At 46.4% G+C, this 15,001-nt stretch carries 15 protein-coding genes and 1 other annotated feature; all 15 genes read left to right on the top strand.

Annotation, left to right across the window (positions count from 1 at the left end; genetic code table 11):
- Positions 1 to 188 precede the first annotated feature (188 nt).
- The 15 genes from BLS14_RS25430 to BLS14_RS25360 all read left to right on the top strand — a co-directional run bounded on the left by BLS14_RS25430 (position 189) and on the right by BLS14_RS25360 (position 14,568).
- The gene (locus BLS14_RS25430) at positions 189 to 1,073 is read left to right on the top strand and encodes a M23 family metallopeptidase (protein WP_063568121.1); all 885 of its coding nucleotides are present in this window, start codon (positions 189 to 191) and stop codon (positions 1,071 to 1,073) included.
- Positions 1,066 to 1,926, top strand: coding sequence for a site-2 protease family protein (locus BLS14_RS25425; protein ID WP_063568122.1), 861 nt, complete (start codon positions 1,066 to 1,068; stop codon positions 1,924 to 1,926). Before BLS14_RS25430 ends, BLS14_RS25425 begins: the two co-directional genes overlap by 8 nt.
- A gap of 104 nt (positions 1,927 to 2,030) precedes the next feature.
- Positions 2,031 to 3,281 (top strand): Rne/Rng family ribonuclease, encoded by a 1,251-nt coding sequence (locus tag BLS14_RS25420; protein ID WP_090954574.1) that lies wholly within the window; start codon positions 2,031 to 2,033, stop codon positions 3,279 to 3,281.
- Positions 3,282 to 3,337: 56 nt separating this feature from the next.
- Positions 3,338 to 3,422, top strand: a sequence feature (ribosomal protein L21 leader region).
- Positions 3,423 to 3,436: 14 nt separating this feature from the next.
- The gene (gene rplU, locus BLS14_RS25415) at positions 3,437 to 3,748 is read left to right on the top strand and encodes a 50S ribosomal protein L21 (protein WP_062328098.1); all 312 of its coding nucleotides are present in this window, start codon (positions 3,437 to 3,439) and stop codon (positions 3,746 to 3,748) included.
- Positions 3,749 to 3,761: 13 nt separating this feature from the next.
- Positions 3,762 to 4,091 (top strand): ribosomal-processing cysteine protease Prp, encoded by a 330-nt coding sequence (locus BLS14_RS25410; RefSeq protein ID WP_063568124.1) that lies wholly within the window; start codon positions 3,762 to 3,764, stop codon positions 4,089 to 4,091.
- A 23-nt stretch (positions 4,092 to 4,114) separates the two neighbouring features.
- Positions 4,115 to 4,426 carry a 50S ribosomal protein L27 gene (gene rpmA, locus BLS14_RS25405; protein ID WP_024633959.1) on the top strand — a complete coding sequence of 104 codons (312 nt, stop codon included), beginning with the start codon at positions 4,115 to 4,117 and terminating at the stop codon, positions 4,424 to 4,426.
- Positions 4,427 to 4,577: 151 nt separating this feature from the next.
- Positions 4,578 to 5,315, top strand: coding sequence for a Spo0B domain-containing protein (locus tag BLS14_RS25400; protein WP_063568125.1), 738 nt, complete (start codon positions 4,578 to 4,580; stop codon positions 5,313 to 5,315).
- Between the two features lie 17 nt (positions 5,316 to 5,332).
- Positions 5,333 to 6,643, top strand: a complete 1,311-nt coding sequence (gene obgE / locus BLS14_RS25395) for a GTPase ObgE (protein WP_090954572.1) — start codon at positions 5,333 to 5,335, stop codon at positions 6,641 to 6,643.
- 232 nt (positions 6,644 to 6,875) lie between these two features.
- Entirely contained in the window at positions 6,876 to 7,313 is a 438-nt protein-coding gene (locus tag BLS14_RS25390) for an ACT domain-containing protein (RefSeq protein WP_024633956.1), read from the top strand.
- A 93-nt stretch (positions 7,314 to 7,406) separates the two neighbouring features.
- Positions 7,407 to 8,693, top strand: coding sequence for a homoserine dehydrogenase (locus BLS14_RS25385; protein ID WP_064635831.1), 1,287 nt, complete (start codon positions 7,407 to 7,409; stop codon positions 8,691 to 8,693).
- 119 nt (positions 8,694 to 8,812) lie between these two features.
- Positions 8,813 to 9,883, top strand: coding sequence for a threonine synthase (gene thrC / locus BLS14_RS25380; protein WP_064635832.1), 1,071 nt, complete (start codon positions 8,813 to 8,815; stop codon positions 9,881 to 9,883).
- On the top strand, positions 9,880 to 10,848 hold the full coding sequence (gene thrB / locus BLS14_RS25375) for a homoserine kinase (protein WP_090810415.1): 969 nt from the start codon (positions 9,880 to 9,882) through the stop codon (positions 10,846 to 10,848). Before thrC ends, thrB begins: the two co-directional genes overlap by 4 nt.
- The gene (gene pheA, locus BLS14_RS25370; protein ID WP_063568130.1) at positions 10,845 to 11,726 is read left to right on the top strand and encodes a prephenate dehydratase; all 882 of its coding nucleotides are present in this window, start codon (positions 10,845 to 10,847) and stop codon (positions 11,724 to 11,726) included. Before thrB ends, pheA begins: the two co-directional genes overlap by 4 nt.
- Before the next feature lie 138 nt (positions 11,727 to 11,864).
- The gene (gene ilvE / locus BLS14_RS25365) at positions 11,865 to 12,749 is read left to right on the top strand and encodes a branched-chain-amino-acid transaminase (protein WP_063568132.1); all 885 of its coding nucleotides are present in this window, start codon (positions 11,865 to 11,867) and stop codon (positions 12,747 to 12,749) included.
- A gap of 193 nt (positions 12,750 to 12,942) precedes the next feature.
- The gene (locus BLS14_RS25360) at positions 12,943 to 14,568 is read left to right on the top strand and encodes a LysM peptidoglycan-binding domain-containing protein (RefSeq protein ID WP_090954570.1); all 1,626 of its coding nucleotides are present in this window, start codon (positions 12,943 to 12,945) and stop codon (positions 14,566 to 14,568) included.
- Positions 14,569 to 15,001 lie beyond the last annotated feature (433 nt).

The following is a 15,001-nucleotide window of genomic DNA, read 5'->3' as shown; positions in this document are numbered from 1 at the left end:
GCCCTCAAGCCCGGCTTTTTGATTATTATGGAGCCTTTGATTAAAGGCGACTTGTATGAAACAGGATATGTACTTCACAGGAGGACTCCACGTTGTGGGGTTATTTTTGCTTCCAGCCGAAGCTTGTTCATATTATGAACGAGCCCCTCATAAGATGTAGTAAACAAGCCTCGGCGGGAGGACATTCCATGAATACGAAACTCAGAATCAAGCAGAGAAGAGAAGAGCGCATTCGGCGGTTAATGGATGGTGCTACGGAAGAAATTATGCAGCAGCGAGAATCGGGCTCGGTATCCGATAAGCGTTCATCTGCGCAACGTAATCCTTTCTCGTCTATGGATATACAAGAAAATCTACGAACGGCAAGATCTTCGTTGGCGGAACAGGAAAGAGATCCGGAGTGGCTGTGGAAAAAAGAGAATGGGCATTATGGTCCTGGCGGCCATCCACGCTTTAATCTGATGAAGTCATTCGTGGGACGAACGGTGGTTAGCATTTTATTATTCGGTGGTGTCTGGGGATTGTTTCAGTTGAACACCTCATGGACGACACCTGCCAAAACCGTAATCGCCGATGTGCTGCATCGGGATATGGATTTTGCTTATGCTGCTGCTTGGTACGAACGGCATTTTGGTGGAACGCCGTCATTCCTGCCTGTTCTTGGACATACCACCGATCCTGTGAACGGCTCGGGAATTCGACATCTGCTCGGCAAACCGATCTCGGGAACTGTCGTTCAGCCTTTTGCTCTGAGCATGAAAGGCATTGAGATTGTTCCTGAAGCTGGCGGTACGGGACTTATTCAAGTAGTTAGTTCAGATGCCGGACGAGTACTTCAGGTATTGGATGATCCGGAAAATGGGACAACGGTTGTAATCCAGCACTCGGGTCAAGTCACAGCGATATACGGACGCTTGAACGAGAGTGAAGTCCAGGTGAATGATTGGGTAGAAGCGGGTGACGCGGTCGGTAGCATAAAGGAGACTGGAAATGATCAACCTGCCACATTGTATTTCGCTGTAAAAGAGGGCGAGCAGTATGTAGACCCTGCGGAAGTGGTTGCCCTTGATTAGGTTGTGGGGTGTACGTATCTCGTTTCATCCTTTTTTTGTGATTATCATGATGGCTTCCCTGTTGACTGGCAACTTTATTGAACTCATCACGCTGTTTGCCATCGTTTTTATTCATGAATGTGGACATGCTGCAGCGGCAGCCCTTCTGGGCTGCCGTGTCCTTTCGATACAGATGCTTCCTTTTGGCGGCGTCGCCGTTATTGAGGATGCCGGAAATATTACAGCCCGGCGGGAGATCATTATCGCTTTGGCAGGCCCGTTTCAAAATATGCTCATGGTTGGAATCGTTTTGTTGCTGAAGTATGGGAATCTGGGAGACCCGCTTTTTTTGGATTATATTATACAGGGGAATCTGCTGATTGCCCTATTTAACCTGCTACCTGTGTTGCCACTGGATGGAGGTAAAATTGTACAGGCACTCGTTAGTCTTGCTGCTCCCTACTATACGACATTGATGTGGACTTACAGAATCAGCATTCTGTGTAGCGCAGGGGTTATCTTGGTTGCCATCGGTCGCTGGTTTACCGGTGATTACGGGCTGCCGTTAAATATCCTGTTGATCGGAATTTTTCTGTTCTATTCCAATGTGACCGATTACCGAAATATTCCCTACCGGTTTATCCGATTTCTGATGAATCGTGAAAGTGCATTCACCCGTCATGCGGCTACAGGCAGTTTGGCGCAGCCGATAATCTCATTTCCGGCGAAACCTTTGGAGACTATTTTGCGTCTATTAAAGAGAGAAAGATACCATATGATATATGTGATGAATAGACAGGGAAGAATCATGGCCGTTTTGCCTGAGCAGCGAATCATCGGTTCTTATTTCAAACAAGACACGGATAAGTTGTAGCATCTTGGTGGATCTATCCTGAATTGGGTTAATACATGTACAATGAGTATGCAAAGATACAGAATGGATGTGGATGAATTGAATTGTCTTCTAGAGGTGAAGCCATGAAACAAATGATTGTACATAATGAACATAACCTCATGCAAATGGCGCTTCTGGAAGAAGGCAAAGCTGTAGAATTCATGGCAGAGCGTACACGCGAGCGTGGACTGCTGGGTTCGTATTTCAAAGGACGGGTAGTGAACGTGTTACCAGGTATGCAAGCTGCTTTTGTGGATATCGGTCAGAAAAAGAATGCTTTTCTGTATGTGGACGATGTATTGCATCCCAATCTGGAGAAACAACCCAAAGTGAAGCCTTCAATTTCGGAGCTGCTTCGTCCAGGTCAGGATGTAATCGTCCAGGTCCTGAAGGAGCCAGTAGGAAGCAAGGGAGCCCGGGTGACGACTCATTATTCGCTGCCGGGCCGCTGGCTTGTCTACATGCCTTTAGCGGACTATGTAGCCGTCTCCAAGAAAATTGCCCGTGAGGGCGATCGTTCCCGCCTCAAAACGCTGGGTGAACAACTGAGACGGGACGAAGAGGGGCTTATCATACGAACCTTATCCGCAGAGGAACAGAGGGAAGCCATTCAGGCCGACCTGGAAACATTACGTGAGCAGTGGCGTCTGATTCGTGAAAAAGCGGATAGTTTGCCTTCACCAAGCCTGCTGCATCGAGATCACAGTATGGTTCAGCGGATCATTCGTGATGTGTATACGCCTGGCAGCGATGAAGTCATTACGGATAATGAAGCACAAGCCCGTGAATTGAGTGCTTTGCTGGAGGAGATCTGTCCAGGCCATCAACCTAAAGTACAGGTGTACAGGGGAGAAGAATCAATTTTTGCTGCTTATCGTGTGCAGGAGCAGTTGAACAGGGATTTCGCCCGCAAGATATGGCTGCCTGGAGGCGGATATATTGTCCTTGATCATACCGAAGCGCTCACTGTAGTCGATGTCAATACAGGCAAGTACACGGGAGCAGGCGGCGACAGTCTGGAAGAGACCGTAACGGAAACGAACATGCAGGCAGCGGTTGAGATCGCCCGTTTAATGCGTCTTCGGGATATCGGTGGCATGATTATTGTGGACTTCATTGATATGGAGGAAGCGATGAATCGGCATGAAGTTGCGGCAACGCTGGAAAATGAACTCAAGAAGGATCGAACCAAGGCTTTTGTAATGGGTTGGACCAAGCTGGGATTGCTCGAACTTACCCGTAAAAAGGTACGAGAAGAGAGCACGCTCCCTTACGTGGAGCCGTGTTCTTCCTGTCATGGGACAGGCAAAAGATATATTTCGCCGTTGCATTGATTTTTAGTATAGTTGGTGGTATAATCATCAGGTATGTGTTTAGCCTATTGGTCTTGCACATGCTGTAACCGCACTGGCCGGGTACAAGAACAGTTCCGCAAGGACACTGTCACCTGAGACCGGGCGAGTCTGAGACATGAGGAGGTGCAAGGCAAATGTACGCAATTATTGAAACAGGTGGTAAACAGTACAAAGTCCAAGAGGGCGATGTTCTGTTCATCGAGAAATTGACTGCGAACGATGGCGAAAGCGTAACGTTCGACCGTGTCCTGGCTGTATCTAACGATCAAGGTTTGACAGCAGGTACACCATTGGTTTCCGGAGCAACTGTAACGGCTAAAGTGGAGAAACATGGCAAAGGACAAAAGGTTGTTGTATACAAATACAAACCTAAAAAGAACTACCATGTGAAGCAAGGTCACCGTCAACCGTATACAAAAGTAACTATCGAAGCAATCAAAGCGTAAGAAGGTGCGATAAGTGATTATCGTTCAAATCTTTCGTAATGATGACGGGAGCATCGATCGTTTCTCCATCAAAGGGCATGCTAATTTTGCCAAGCGAGGAGAAGACATCGTATGTGCCGGGGTATCCGCTGTTACAGTGGGTACGGTGAACTCGATTGAAACACTGACTGGTGTCGAAATGGACGCCAAGATGAAGAATGGCTTTTTAAGCGCTTCTTTACCGGTGCTGGAGAAAGACGGAACCTGGTCCCAGGTACAATTGCTACTCGAATCCATGGTGCTTATGCTCACTGATATTGCAGAGTCATACGGAAAGTATATTCAGATAGAGCAAGTCAAATAATCAAAGAAGGAGGACAACCAATCATGTTGAAATTAAATCTTCAGTTATTCGCATCGAAAAAAGGTGTAGGTTCCACGAAGAATGGTCGTGACAGTAACGCACAACGCCTTGGCGTTAAACGTGCTGACGGACAAACAGTAACTGGTGGTAGCATTCTCGTTCGCCAACGCGGAACGAAAATTCACCCAGGTACTAACGTGGGTATCGGTAAAGATGACACTTTGTTTGCGAAAGTTGACGGCGTTGTGAAATTCGAACGTTGGGGACGCGATCGTAAAAAAGTAAGCATCTACCCTGTGAATGTTGCTCCAGTAGCAGCTGCAGTAGAAGCATAATATCGGCATTCCGCCTAAGGAGCCTTCGGCATTTTTGCCGGAGGCTTTTTGTATTTATAGGTTATTCGATAATGAACTGGCAGAAAAGACATGTTATACTTGGTTACGGTGGGGTTTAAACCAACCGAGTTTTGTAGAACGGGGAGAAGCCATGAAATCTTGGAAAAGAGTGCCCTGGATTGCGGCATGTTCACTTCTGATTCCTTTGGTTTTCGTTATGCTGTATCCAGTGATTATTTCAATAGCTGTATACGCATTGTGGTCCGTCGCGGTGCTTTTTGTTTCTGTGAATGTGATGAAGAGACAAGCAGAGGCGGAACGCAGAACCATCATACAATCTATGGAAAAGACAGCAATTGCATCATTAAATCATCATAGGCATGATTGGATGAACGATCTTCAGGTATTGTATGGATATCTTAGACTGGGCAAACTTGATAAATCAGTGCAATGTGTGGAAAGAATAGTAGAGCGGGTTAACGAAGAAAGCCGAATCTCCAGATTGGGTATTCCTTCACTCGTATTTTATCTTCAATCTTTCCGGACCAGTGGAGTCGCTCTGGAATTGCATGTGGTCGTAGAGGAAGAGTTGCAGCTTAGTGCTCTGGTCTCTCCCGAGGATGGCGAGTCGCTTACGGGGGCGATTGCCGATGCGATTCGAGCCTATCAATATGGCGGCGGCCGGTCGTCTTGGGGAGAGGTTCGCAAACTGACCTTGAACTTCGGACAGGATCACGGAGATGTGGTTGTCCGGCTGGATGGGGATCAAACACCCGATCCGGAAACATTGCGGCAGCTCAATGCCGTACTCAAAGGAAAAAAAGTCAGAACGGAGCAGCTTCCGTCTGAGGATACGTTTATACAATTCAGAATGCCTTGCGGAATATAGGAAGAAGGGGTTAACCAATGTTTGTAGATAAAGCGAAGATTTATGTGAAAGCCGGAGACGGAGGGGACGGAATTATTTCGTTTCGTCGTGAGAAGTATGTACCGAACGGCGGACCTGCCGGAGGTGATGGAGGCAGAGGAGCTGACATTATTTTCCGTGTGGATGAAGGTCTGCGTACGTTGATGGATTTCCGTTACCAGCGTCACTTCAAGGCCCCTCGTGGTGAGAAGGGACGTAATAAAAGTCAGCATGGCGCGAACGCTGAGAACATGATTGTACGTATTCCACCTGGAACCGTGATTTTGGATGAAGACAGTGGAGAAGTACTGGCTGATTTGACACGTCATGGTCAACAGGTTGTTGTTGCTCGTGGCGGACGAGGCGGACGGGGAAACATTCGTTTTGCCACGCCTAACAATCCAGCGCCAGAACTGGCCGAAAATGGCGAAGAAGGTCAAGAACGTTACATCGTACTTGAGCTTAAGGTCATGGCAGATGTCGGTTTGGTTGGTTTCCCAAGTGTCGGGAAATCTACACTGTTGTCTGTTGTTTCGGCAGCCAAGCCAAAGATTGGAGCATATCATTTTACAACCATTACACCTAACCTGGGTGTTGTTGGTGTAGGTGAAGGCCGTAGCTTTGTTATGGCCGACTTGCCGGGCCTGATTGAAGGTGCTCACGAAGGTATTGGGCTTGGACATGAGTTCTTGCGTCACGTAGAACGTACACGCATTATCGTTCATGTCGTTGATATGTCTGGTTCAGAAGGACGTGATCCGTTCGAAGACTGGCAGAAAATCAACGAGGAACTCAAATTGTACAATCCTATCCTCGCTGAGAGACCACAAGTTGTAGCAGCCAATAAAATGGACATGCCGGATTCCGAAGCTAATCTCGAAGAGTTTTTGCAGAAGGTTCGTGAAGTTCAACAGGATATTGAAGTTATGCCTATTTCGTCCCTGACACGGAAAGGGATTCAAGAGCTCCTGTATCGTGCGGCTGATCTGCTGGATCAAATTCCGGACGAGCCAGTGGTTGAAGAAGTTGCTGACTTATCCGAACGCAAAGTGTACAGCTTGGACAAAAAAGAGGACGATGGTTTCCGTATTGTACGGGAGAATGAAATCTTCGTGGTCGAAAGTGCCAAGATTGAACGTATGATGAAACGGATGCAGCTGAATTCGCATGAAGCAATTCTCAAGCTGGCGCGTACATTGCGCTATATGGGTGTGGATGCGGAATTGCGTAAACGCGGAGCTGAAGAAGGCACCATTGTGCGCATTGGCGAGTTTGAGTTCGAATTTGTGGAAGGCAGCAGCTATTATTAAGATAGAAGTGCAACCCTTACGAATATAAAGGATTAAAACATATACGCAGAGTAGTGGGAGATTACCCGCTGCTCTGCGTTTTTTTATTTTTCCTTACCTGCACGTGGGATAAACTTGTATACTGTTAGGAATAGTTTTTCAAAAATAGACATGTGAGGTATTGCCCTTTTGAGATAGATCCTTTATAATGTCCACTATATGAATACATGAGTCTTTGAGGAGAGGACGTTCTGTGAATGAACGCTATTACTTAGTACGGGAAGACATTTTGCCAGAGGCTGTGGTGAAGACCATGCAGGTAAAAGAACTGCTAGCTTCCGGGGATGTCAAAACAGTTCATGAGGCGGTTGAACAGGTTGGATTAAGCCGAAGTGCTTTTTATAAGTACAAGGATGGCATCCATTTGATCAATCAGCTTGAACGGGAGCGAATTGTAACGATCTCCATTGATTTGGAGCATCAGTCAGGAATATTGTCTCGTGTGCTCGGACATGTAGCTGGTTATGGAGCCAACGTGCTAACCATTAATCAAAGTATTCCGCTCCAGGGGAGAGCCAATGTTGTCATTTCAGTGGAGACATCACACCTCCATGGGGAAATCGGAGAAATGCTCGATCGGATGCAGGATATGCCCGGGGTTCGACGCACGCGCATTGTAGGCCAAGGTTAATTAGACGTTATCGTAAAACGTTTAGGAATAAGTTGTTTGTATGGTTAAATCGTACAGGGGTGAAGGAGAAAAGACATTGGGGGTAGATCGTTAGTGAAACCGGTAAAAGTGGGGTTGTTGGGTCTGGGTACGGTGGGGACTGGGGTCGTTCGCATCGTGGAAGGAAATCAGGAGGATTTGAGCAGTCAGGTTGGATCACCGATCGTTATAGAGAAGATTGCAGTGAAGAATACGGAAAAAGATCGTGTCATTGCTGTAGACCGTGCGAAGCTCACTGAAGATCCTTGGGAAGTCATTCGTCATCCAGATATTGATGTTATCGTGGAAGTTATGGGTGGCATTGATCAGACCAAAGAGTACATTCTTGAAGCACTGGAGCGGGGTAAGCATATCGTAACCGCGAACAAGGATTTAATGGCACTGCACGGTTCCGAGATTTTGGCTAAGGCACAGGAAAAGCAATGTGATGTATTCTACGAAGCGAGTGTGGCTGGTGGCATTCCGATCATCCGCACGCTGATTGAAGGTTTCTCATCCGACCGGATTACCCGCATTATGGGGATTGTGAACGGAACAACGAACTTTATTTTGACCAAAATGAGCCAGGAAGGCGCCTCATATGAAGAGGTTCTGGCCGAGGCTCAAGCACTCGGATACGCAGAAACCGATCCAACTTCGGATGTCGAAGGACTCGATGCAGCTCGCAAAATGGCGATTCTAGGCACTTTGGGCTTCCGTACCAATGTGGAACTGAAAGACGTAACCGTTAAGGGGATTACATCCGTGACCCGTGAAGATATTACGTATGCCAAAAGACTTGGCTATGAGATGAAGCTACTAGGTATCGCGGATCGTCGGGATGATGAGATCACCATTAGTGTTCAGCCAACGATGGTAAGACAGAATCATCCGATTGCATCCGTCAATGGGGTGTTCAACGCTGTGTATGTACATGGCGAAGCTGTAGGTGAGACGATGTTCTACGGTGCGGGTGCAGGTGAGCTTCCGACGGCAACTTCTGTAGTAGCGGATATCGTGGCTGTGATCAAAAACCTGAAGCTGGGTGTGAATGGCCTTAAAGCGATTGTGCCTTATAAACAGAAGCGCCTGCAAAGTGACGAGCACATTATGTCGAAAAACTTTATTTTGCTGCATGTAGATGACAAGGCAGGGGTACTGGCGCAGATTACACAAATCTTCGCTGAATACGAAGTCAGCCTGGCTTCAGTCGTGCAACAGCCGAACGAGCACAACCCGGATGCTGAGATCATCATTGTTACGCATAACGCTAGCAAGGCAAGCATGGATAAAGTGTTGAAACACTTTGAATCCCTTGCCGTCATTCGTCGAATTAAGAGTGTGTACCGGGTAGAAGGATAATATGTCCCCAAATTCCGGTTTGAATTTTCAGATCTAAATCCAAGTTTAAGGTACACGTTTAACCATATAGATGTATGCAATCATATTCCTATTATTAACGACAAAGGAGTTTACCCACAATGAGATATCAAGGATTACTGCAAACGTATAGAGAGCACCTTCCGGTTAATGAAAACACGCCACTGCTTACGCTTCATGAAGGAAACACACCCCTGGTTCATGCGGAGAATCTGTCCGAGGAACTCGGATTGAATTTATATTTCAAATATGAAGGTCTGAATCCGACTGGTTCATTTAAAGACCGCGGAATGGTTATGGCTGTTGCTAAAGCGATGGAAGAAGGCAGTCGCACGATCATGTGTGCATCGACAGGTAACACTTCGGCGGCAGCAGCAGCCTATGCGGCTCGTGCTGGTCTGAATTGTATTGTATTGATCCCGAATAACAACATTGCGCTGGGTAAACTGGCTCAAGCTATGATCTATGGAGCCAAGGTAATTGCGATTAATGGCAACTTTGACCGTGCATTGGAAATTGTGCGTGAGATTACAGCCAAACATCCAATTACGCTCGTGAACTCCGTGAATCCGTTCCGAATTGAAGGACAGAAAACGGCTGCATTTGAAGTGATTGAACAGCTTGGTCAAGCACCTGATGTACTTGCAATCCCGGTGGGTAACGCAGGGAACATCTCGGCTTACTGGAAAGGATTCAAGGAGTATAAAGAAGCAGGCAAATCGAATTCCCTGCCACGTATGGTCGGTTTTGAAGCGGAAGGCGCGATGGCGATTGTCAAAGGTGAACCGATTCTTGAGCCTGAAACCGTAGCAACAGCTATTCGAATTGGTAATCCAGCAAGTTGGAAAACCGCTGTAGCTGCAGCTGAAGAGTCTGGCGGACAGATTAATTATGTAACTGACGAAGAAATTCTGACAGCATATCGTACGATCGCCGCGCGTGAAGGGATTTTTGCTGAACCTGCATCCGCTGCTTCCGTTGCTGGTGTATACAAACTGAAGAGTGAAGGGTACTTTAAAGGCGGAGAAACTGTGGTTTGTGTACTGACAGGACATGGTCTAAAAGATCCTAATATTGCAATCAAAACGGTAGCGACTGAGCCGCTTGTTGTGGAAGATTCCGAAGAAGCGGTTATGGCGGCAATTGCACAATTGGAGCAACAATCCGTATGAGTTTGCAGCAAAGGGTAACTGTTAAGGTACCTGCAAGTACAGCCAATCTGGGTCCAGGGTTTGATACCCTGGGCATGGCATTGTCTCTGTATGCATGGCTTGAGATGAAACCGGCTGAGCAGACAACATTTCATTTACATGGAGATCATCTGACGGGTTTGCCAACAGATAAATCCAACTTGATATATGAAGTTGCACAGATGGTGTTCAACGAAGCTGGAATCTCCGTGCCGGAGTTGGAGATTTCCATGTATTCCGATATTCCGCTTACTCGGGGACTGGGAAGCAGTGCATCTGCAATTGTGGGTGCGTTGGCTGCTGCTAATGCTTTAATTGGTACTCCGTTATCTGATGCCAAGCTTCTGGACATGGCTACGTCGCTGGAGAAACATCCGGATAATGTAGGAGCCTCGCTATATGGAGGTATCATTACAGCAGCATGGGATGGCAGTCGGGTAGACCATATTCGCATTGAGCCGCATCAGGATTTGCAGACGTTGGTCATCGTACCGGACTTCGAGTTGTCCACTTCGAAAGCAAGAAATGTAATTCCACAGCAGTTTGACAAGTCTGATGTCATTCACAACATAAGCAGATCATCCTTACTCGTTGCAGCTTTGGCAAGTGGGAGATTGGAAATGATTCAAAAGGCGATGTCTGACCGGATTCATCAACCCTACAGGGCATCTTTGGTACCCGGTATGGCTGAAATCCTTGAACATGCGGTCAATCATGGAGCTCTGGGGGCTGCTTTGAGTGGAGCCGGACCTACCGTTTTGACGTTGGTAGATCGTCATGACACTCGTAAGCTCGAACTGGAGCAATATTTGATAGACACAATGAGCCGTGAAGGTATCACTGCTTCTGCATTGTGGTTGGATCCGGATCTGGACGGTGTTACCGTGCTGCCTGATCAAGATGAAAGTCCTTTTATGGACAGAGTTAAAGGGGAAGTTAACGCATGAAACGAATTGCAGTATTACCTGAAGGTTCAGTTTCTCATGAAGCAGTAGATTTTCTGTTTAATGGGGAGCCTTTGGAATTGCTTCATTCCAAACTGATTTCTGATGTTTTCCGGGCTACGGATAGTGGAAAGTCCCAGTATAGTGTCATACCTATTGAGAATACGATTGAAGGCTCCGTTAGTTTGCATATGGACTGGCTGGTTAACGAAGTGGATATTCCGATGCAAGCAGAATGGGTTTATCCATCCATCCAAAATGTCATTGGGCATGGCTCTGAGTTCAGGACAGAGAGTGGTGAATATGATTTCGGGAAAATTACGAAGATCATGTCCCATCCTGTAGCGATTCCACAGTGCCAGAATTTTATTCGCCTGCATTCACCTGGAGCAGATCTTGAGGGTGTTAACAGTACAGCGGAAGCTGTGGAGATTGTTAAAAAAAATCCTGGCAAAGGCTGGGTCGCGATTGGTACAAGGCTGGCTGCACAGAAGCATGGTTTGGACATTATGGCTGAACGGGTTACCGATCATGACAACAACTATACTCGTTTTGTGTTGATAGGCCATGAGCCTGTTCAGATACCACGAGAGCCTGATCATGTGAAAACCAGTTTGCTGGTTACATTGCCTGAAGATGCACCGGGTGCATTGCATCAGGTGCTTTCGGCTTTTGCCTGGCGGAAGCTGAACTTGACCCGATTGGAATCTCGTCCAACGAAGAAGAGGTTGGGGAGTTATTATTTTTACATTGATGTTGAAGAAAGTGCAGATTCGGTATTGCTTACCGCAGCCATGGCTGAGATTGAGGCTTTGAATTGTCAGGTACGTGTTCTTGGCAGCTATCCGTGTTATACATATCCTTCGTTGAAAACGACCTGAATCAGGACGTACATTGGTGAAGGTTGTCATAAGACTGGGTAATGTGTGCAAGAACAGCTTGTCATTTGTTGTCCAATGAGCGAGATAAATGTAGTTTCGGAATCAGGGGATGGAAATTTTATGGAGGTGCAGTCATCGGTGTCAGAACAATGGATTTACTTGGATGGTCGATATGTGACCAAGGAGAATGCAACCGTTTCGGTATATGATCACGGATTTTTGTATGGAGACGGTATTTTCGAAGGTATTCGTATTTATAACGGTAACATTTTCAGATGCAAAGCGCATTTGGATCGTTTGTACGATTCAGCTAAATCCATCAGTCTGAACATTCCGTTGTCTTATGATGAGATGCTGGAAGTGATGGCTGAAACGGTACGTCGCAATGATATGCGTAACGGTTATATTCGTCTGATCGTTTCACGTGGACCTGGTAACTTGGGTCTTGATCCGCTGCGCTGCCCTAAAGCGTCCGTTATTATCATTGTTGAGCAACTCGCGATCTATCCGGAGGAAGCGTATCTTACTGGGTTGAAAGCCGTGTCTGTATCGCAGCGCCGCAACATTCCTGATGCACTTAATCCAAAAATTAAATCATTGAACTATCTGAACAACATTCTTGTTAAAATTCAGTCTAACTATTCAGGTGCCGGTGAAGCGATTATGCTGAATTCCCAAGGTTACGTTACTGAGGGTTCGAGTGATAACATCTTCATCATCAAAAATGGTGTAGTTTATACGCCACCTTGTTATCTTGGTGCATTAGAGGGAATTACACGTCAGGCCATTATCGATCTGTGCGGTGAGCTGGATCTTGAATTAAAAGAAGTGCCATTTACACTACATGATGTGTACATTGCCGACGAAGTCTTCTTCACTGGAACAGCCGCAGAAGTTATTGCTGCATATGAGGTGGACGGCAGAACGATTGGAACGGGTGTTGCAGGTCCTGTAACCTTGAGATTGCTGGAAGCGTTCCGTCAAATTGTCGACAAAGACGGTTACAAAGTTTGGGAAGAATAAAAGGAACGAACTAAATAGGAAGCAGGAAATCCTTCTTGTCTCAGAAAATCAGCATACCTGGAGTATGCGGTTTTTGGGGCGGGAAGGATTTTTTTTGCTTAGTTGATGTCATTGGCCCAATTTCTGCATAGGATGTAGTAACGGTATGGGCGAATGCACTGCCCAAGTATCACGTCTAGGAGGTTAGTTCCAAGTGAAAATACACATGGTGAAAAAAGGCGACACATTATATCTGCTGTCCCAAAAATATAATGTAGCGTTGGACAAAATTATCGCAGCTAATCCCCAAATTGCAAATCCTGACAAGTTGGAGATCGGCATGAAGGTCAAAATCCCTGCGGAGCCTGTAACACCAAAGCCAGAAGGCGTGTTGCACAGTCATAAAGTCCAGCAAGGAGATTCGTTGTGGAAGTTGTCACAGGCTTGGGGAGTTCCGTTGAAAGATATGATCAATGCGAACCCGCAATTGAAAAATCCTAATGCTCTTCTTGTAGGGGAGACCGTGTACATTCCATCAGCGAATGCACCGGGGAATGCGGCTTCAGAGAATGGTGCCTCATCCAATGTTGCTCATGAGAAGCTGTCTCCTGAAGGGAAGGAATACACGGGAGTTAAAGAAGAAACGCCTCCAGTCGTACCAGTAGTCCCAGTACCTGAACCAGCTCCTTTACCGGAAGTCTCCAATGCGGTTCCGGCTCCTGTACCTGCAAATCCGGTCGTACCTAATATCAAGCCAGAAGTGGAAGTGTTACCTCAGTTACCTGAAATTCCTGAAGAGAAACCGCAGAAGGAAGCTCAGAAGAAAGAAAATACCAAATCTGAAGTGCAATTAAAACCGATAACTGAAGCGCCGACGTATACGATGCCTAATATCTCACCTGAAGTCCTGCCTTTACCTGTAATACCTAACAACACGAAATGGCCTACAGAAGTAGCTCCTGCGACCAAAGCTCCATGTGGTTGCGGCAGTAAAATGCTGCATGCTCCTGCCGAGCATCCCTATGCCCAAGTTCCTGTACCTGCACAAGAGGTATACACTGCTCCACAAAACATGTATACGGCTGGGGCGAACGACAATGCTACATTCCCAGGTATACCTGAAGTGAGTCCTTACTCCATAGGTAATACATCCAACACGCCTTGGACCGGCGCGGAGTATAATCATAACAACGTTATGCCAAACGTATCTGCTGAGATGCAGAACAACTCGTATCCGATCGCTCCATCAGGTCAAGTGAACAGCCCATACCCTCCATTTGCGGCCAATGAGCATATGAACCACCAACCGCCTCATATTTCTCCTTACTCTATGCTTCCGTACCCGCCATGCGGATGTGGCAACCATCATATGCCTAACCATCAATACGCACATCCCTCACATAACTACCAGAACCCAGCGTGGGGCACATACAATCCTTATGGGATGCAACCCGAAATGACCACATCCATGATGCCTAATCAGCCATTGGAGTATGCCTATCAAAATCCATACCCTACTCAGAACATGGTGCCGCCGTCTCCATTGGGTGCATTTGGTGAACTGTATCCTCCACAAGGTAAGGGGGGAGGCAAAAAGGGTGGACGTGACGAGGCTAACTTAAGCCAGTCCTCTACAGAGAGTGAGGCTGAGTTTAATCTTGAAGCAAAGCCTAAACAATCAGCCAAAACAGGAACTGCGAAACGCAGAACAGCCAAACCTGCTGCTAAATCTAAATCTAAAGTATCTGTATCCGGGAAACAAGCAAGAGAGCGCACAGGGATAACCACTAAACGTAGTTCTAACAATAAAAAGCGTAGAAATCCCTGGATACAGCAATAACACTGTAAAGTAAACGGAAAACCGTTAATCTTCAAAAGGCCGACTCTGAGAAGAGTCGGCCTTATGAGTTTGTATGGAGAGCATGGTAATCCTACTATAGTATGGAAGTGTCACGTTTGTAGAATTCTTTAGCAGTTATCAAGAAAATCCATGAATGTGGACGGGATTGTTAGGGGAATAGAGCCTTATATTCGCTATAGTTTTATTGGGGGCATTGGGGACTTAGAATCTATTAAATGTTTTTTTGAAAAAACTATTGCATTGGTTTCGTCAGTATGATATATTATTTAAGTCGCCGCTGAAACATAGCGCTGACAACGAAAAGAGTAACACAAACGAGTTTGATCTTTGAAAACTGAACAACGAGTGAGTAACGATCTTGCTTGCAAGATCGACGCTGAGAAATCGGTACACGTCTTCGGACTGTATGATT

It is taken from the genome of Paenibacillus sp. OK060, from assembly GCF_900101205.1.
Lineage (GTDB): Bacteria > Bacillota > Bacilli > Paenibacillales > Paenibacillaceae > Paenibacillus > Paenibacillus marchantiae.
The sequence above is the reverse complement of the archived record's forward strand: the minus strand, read 5'-3'. Positions and strand labels throughout refer to the sequence as shown.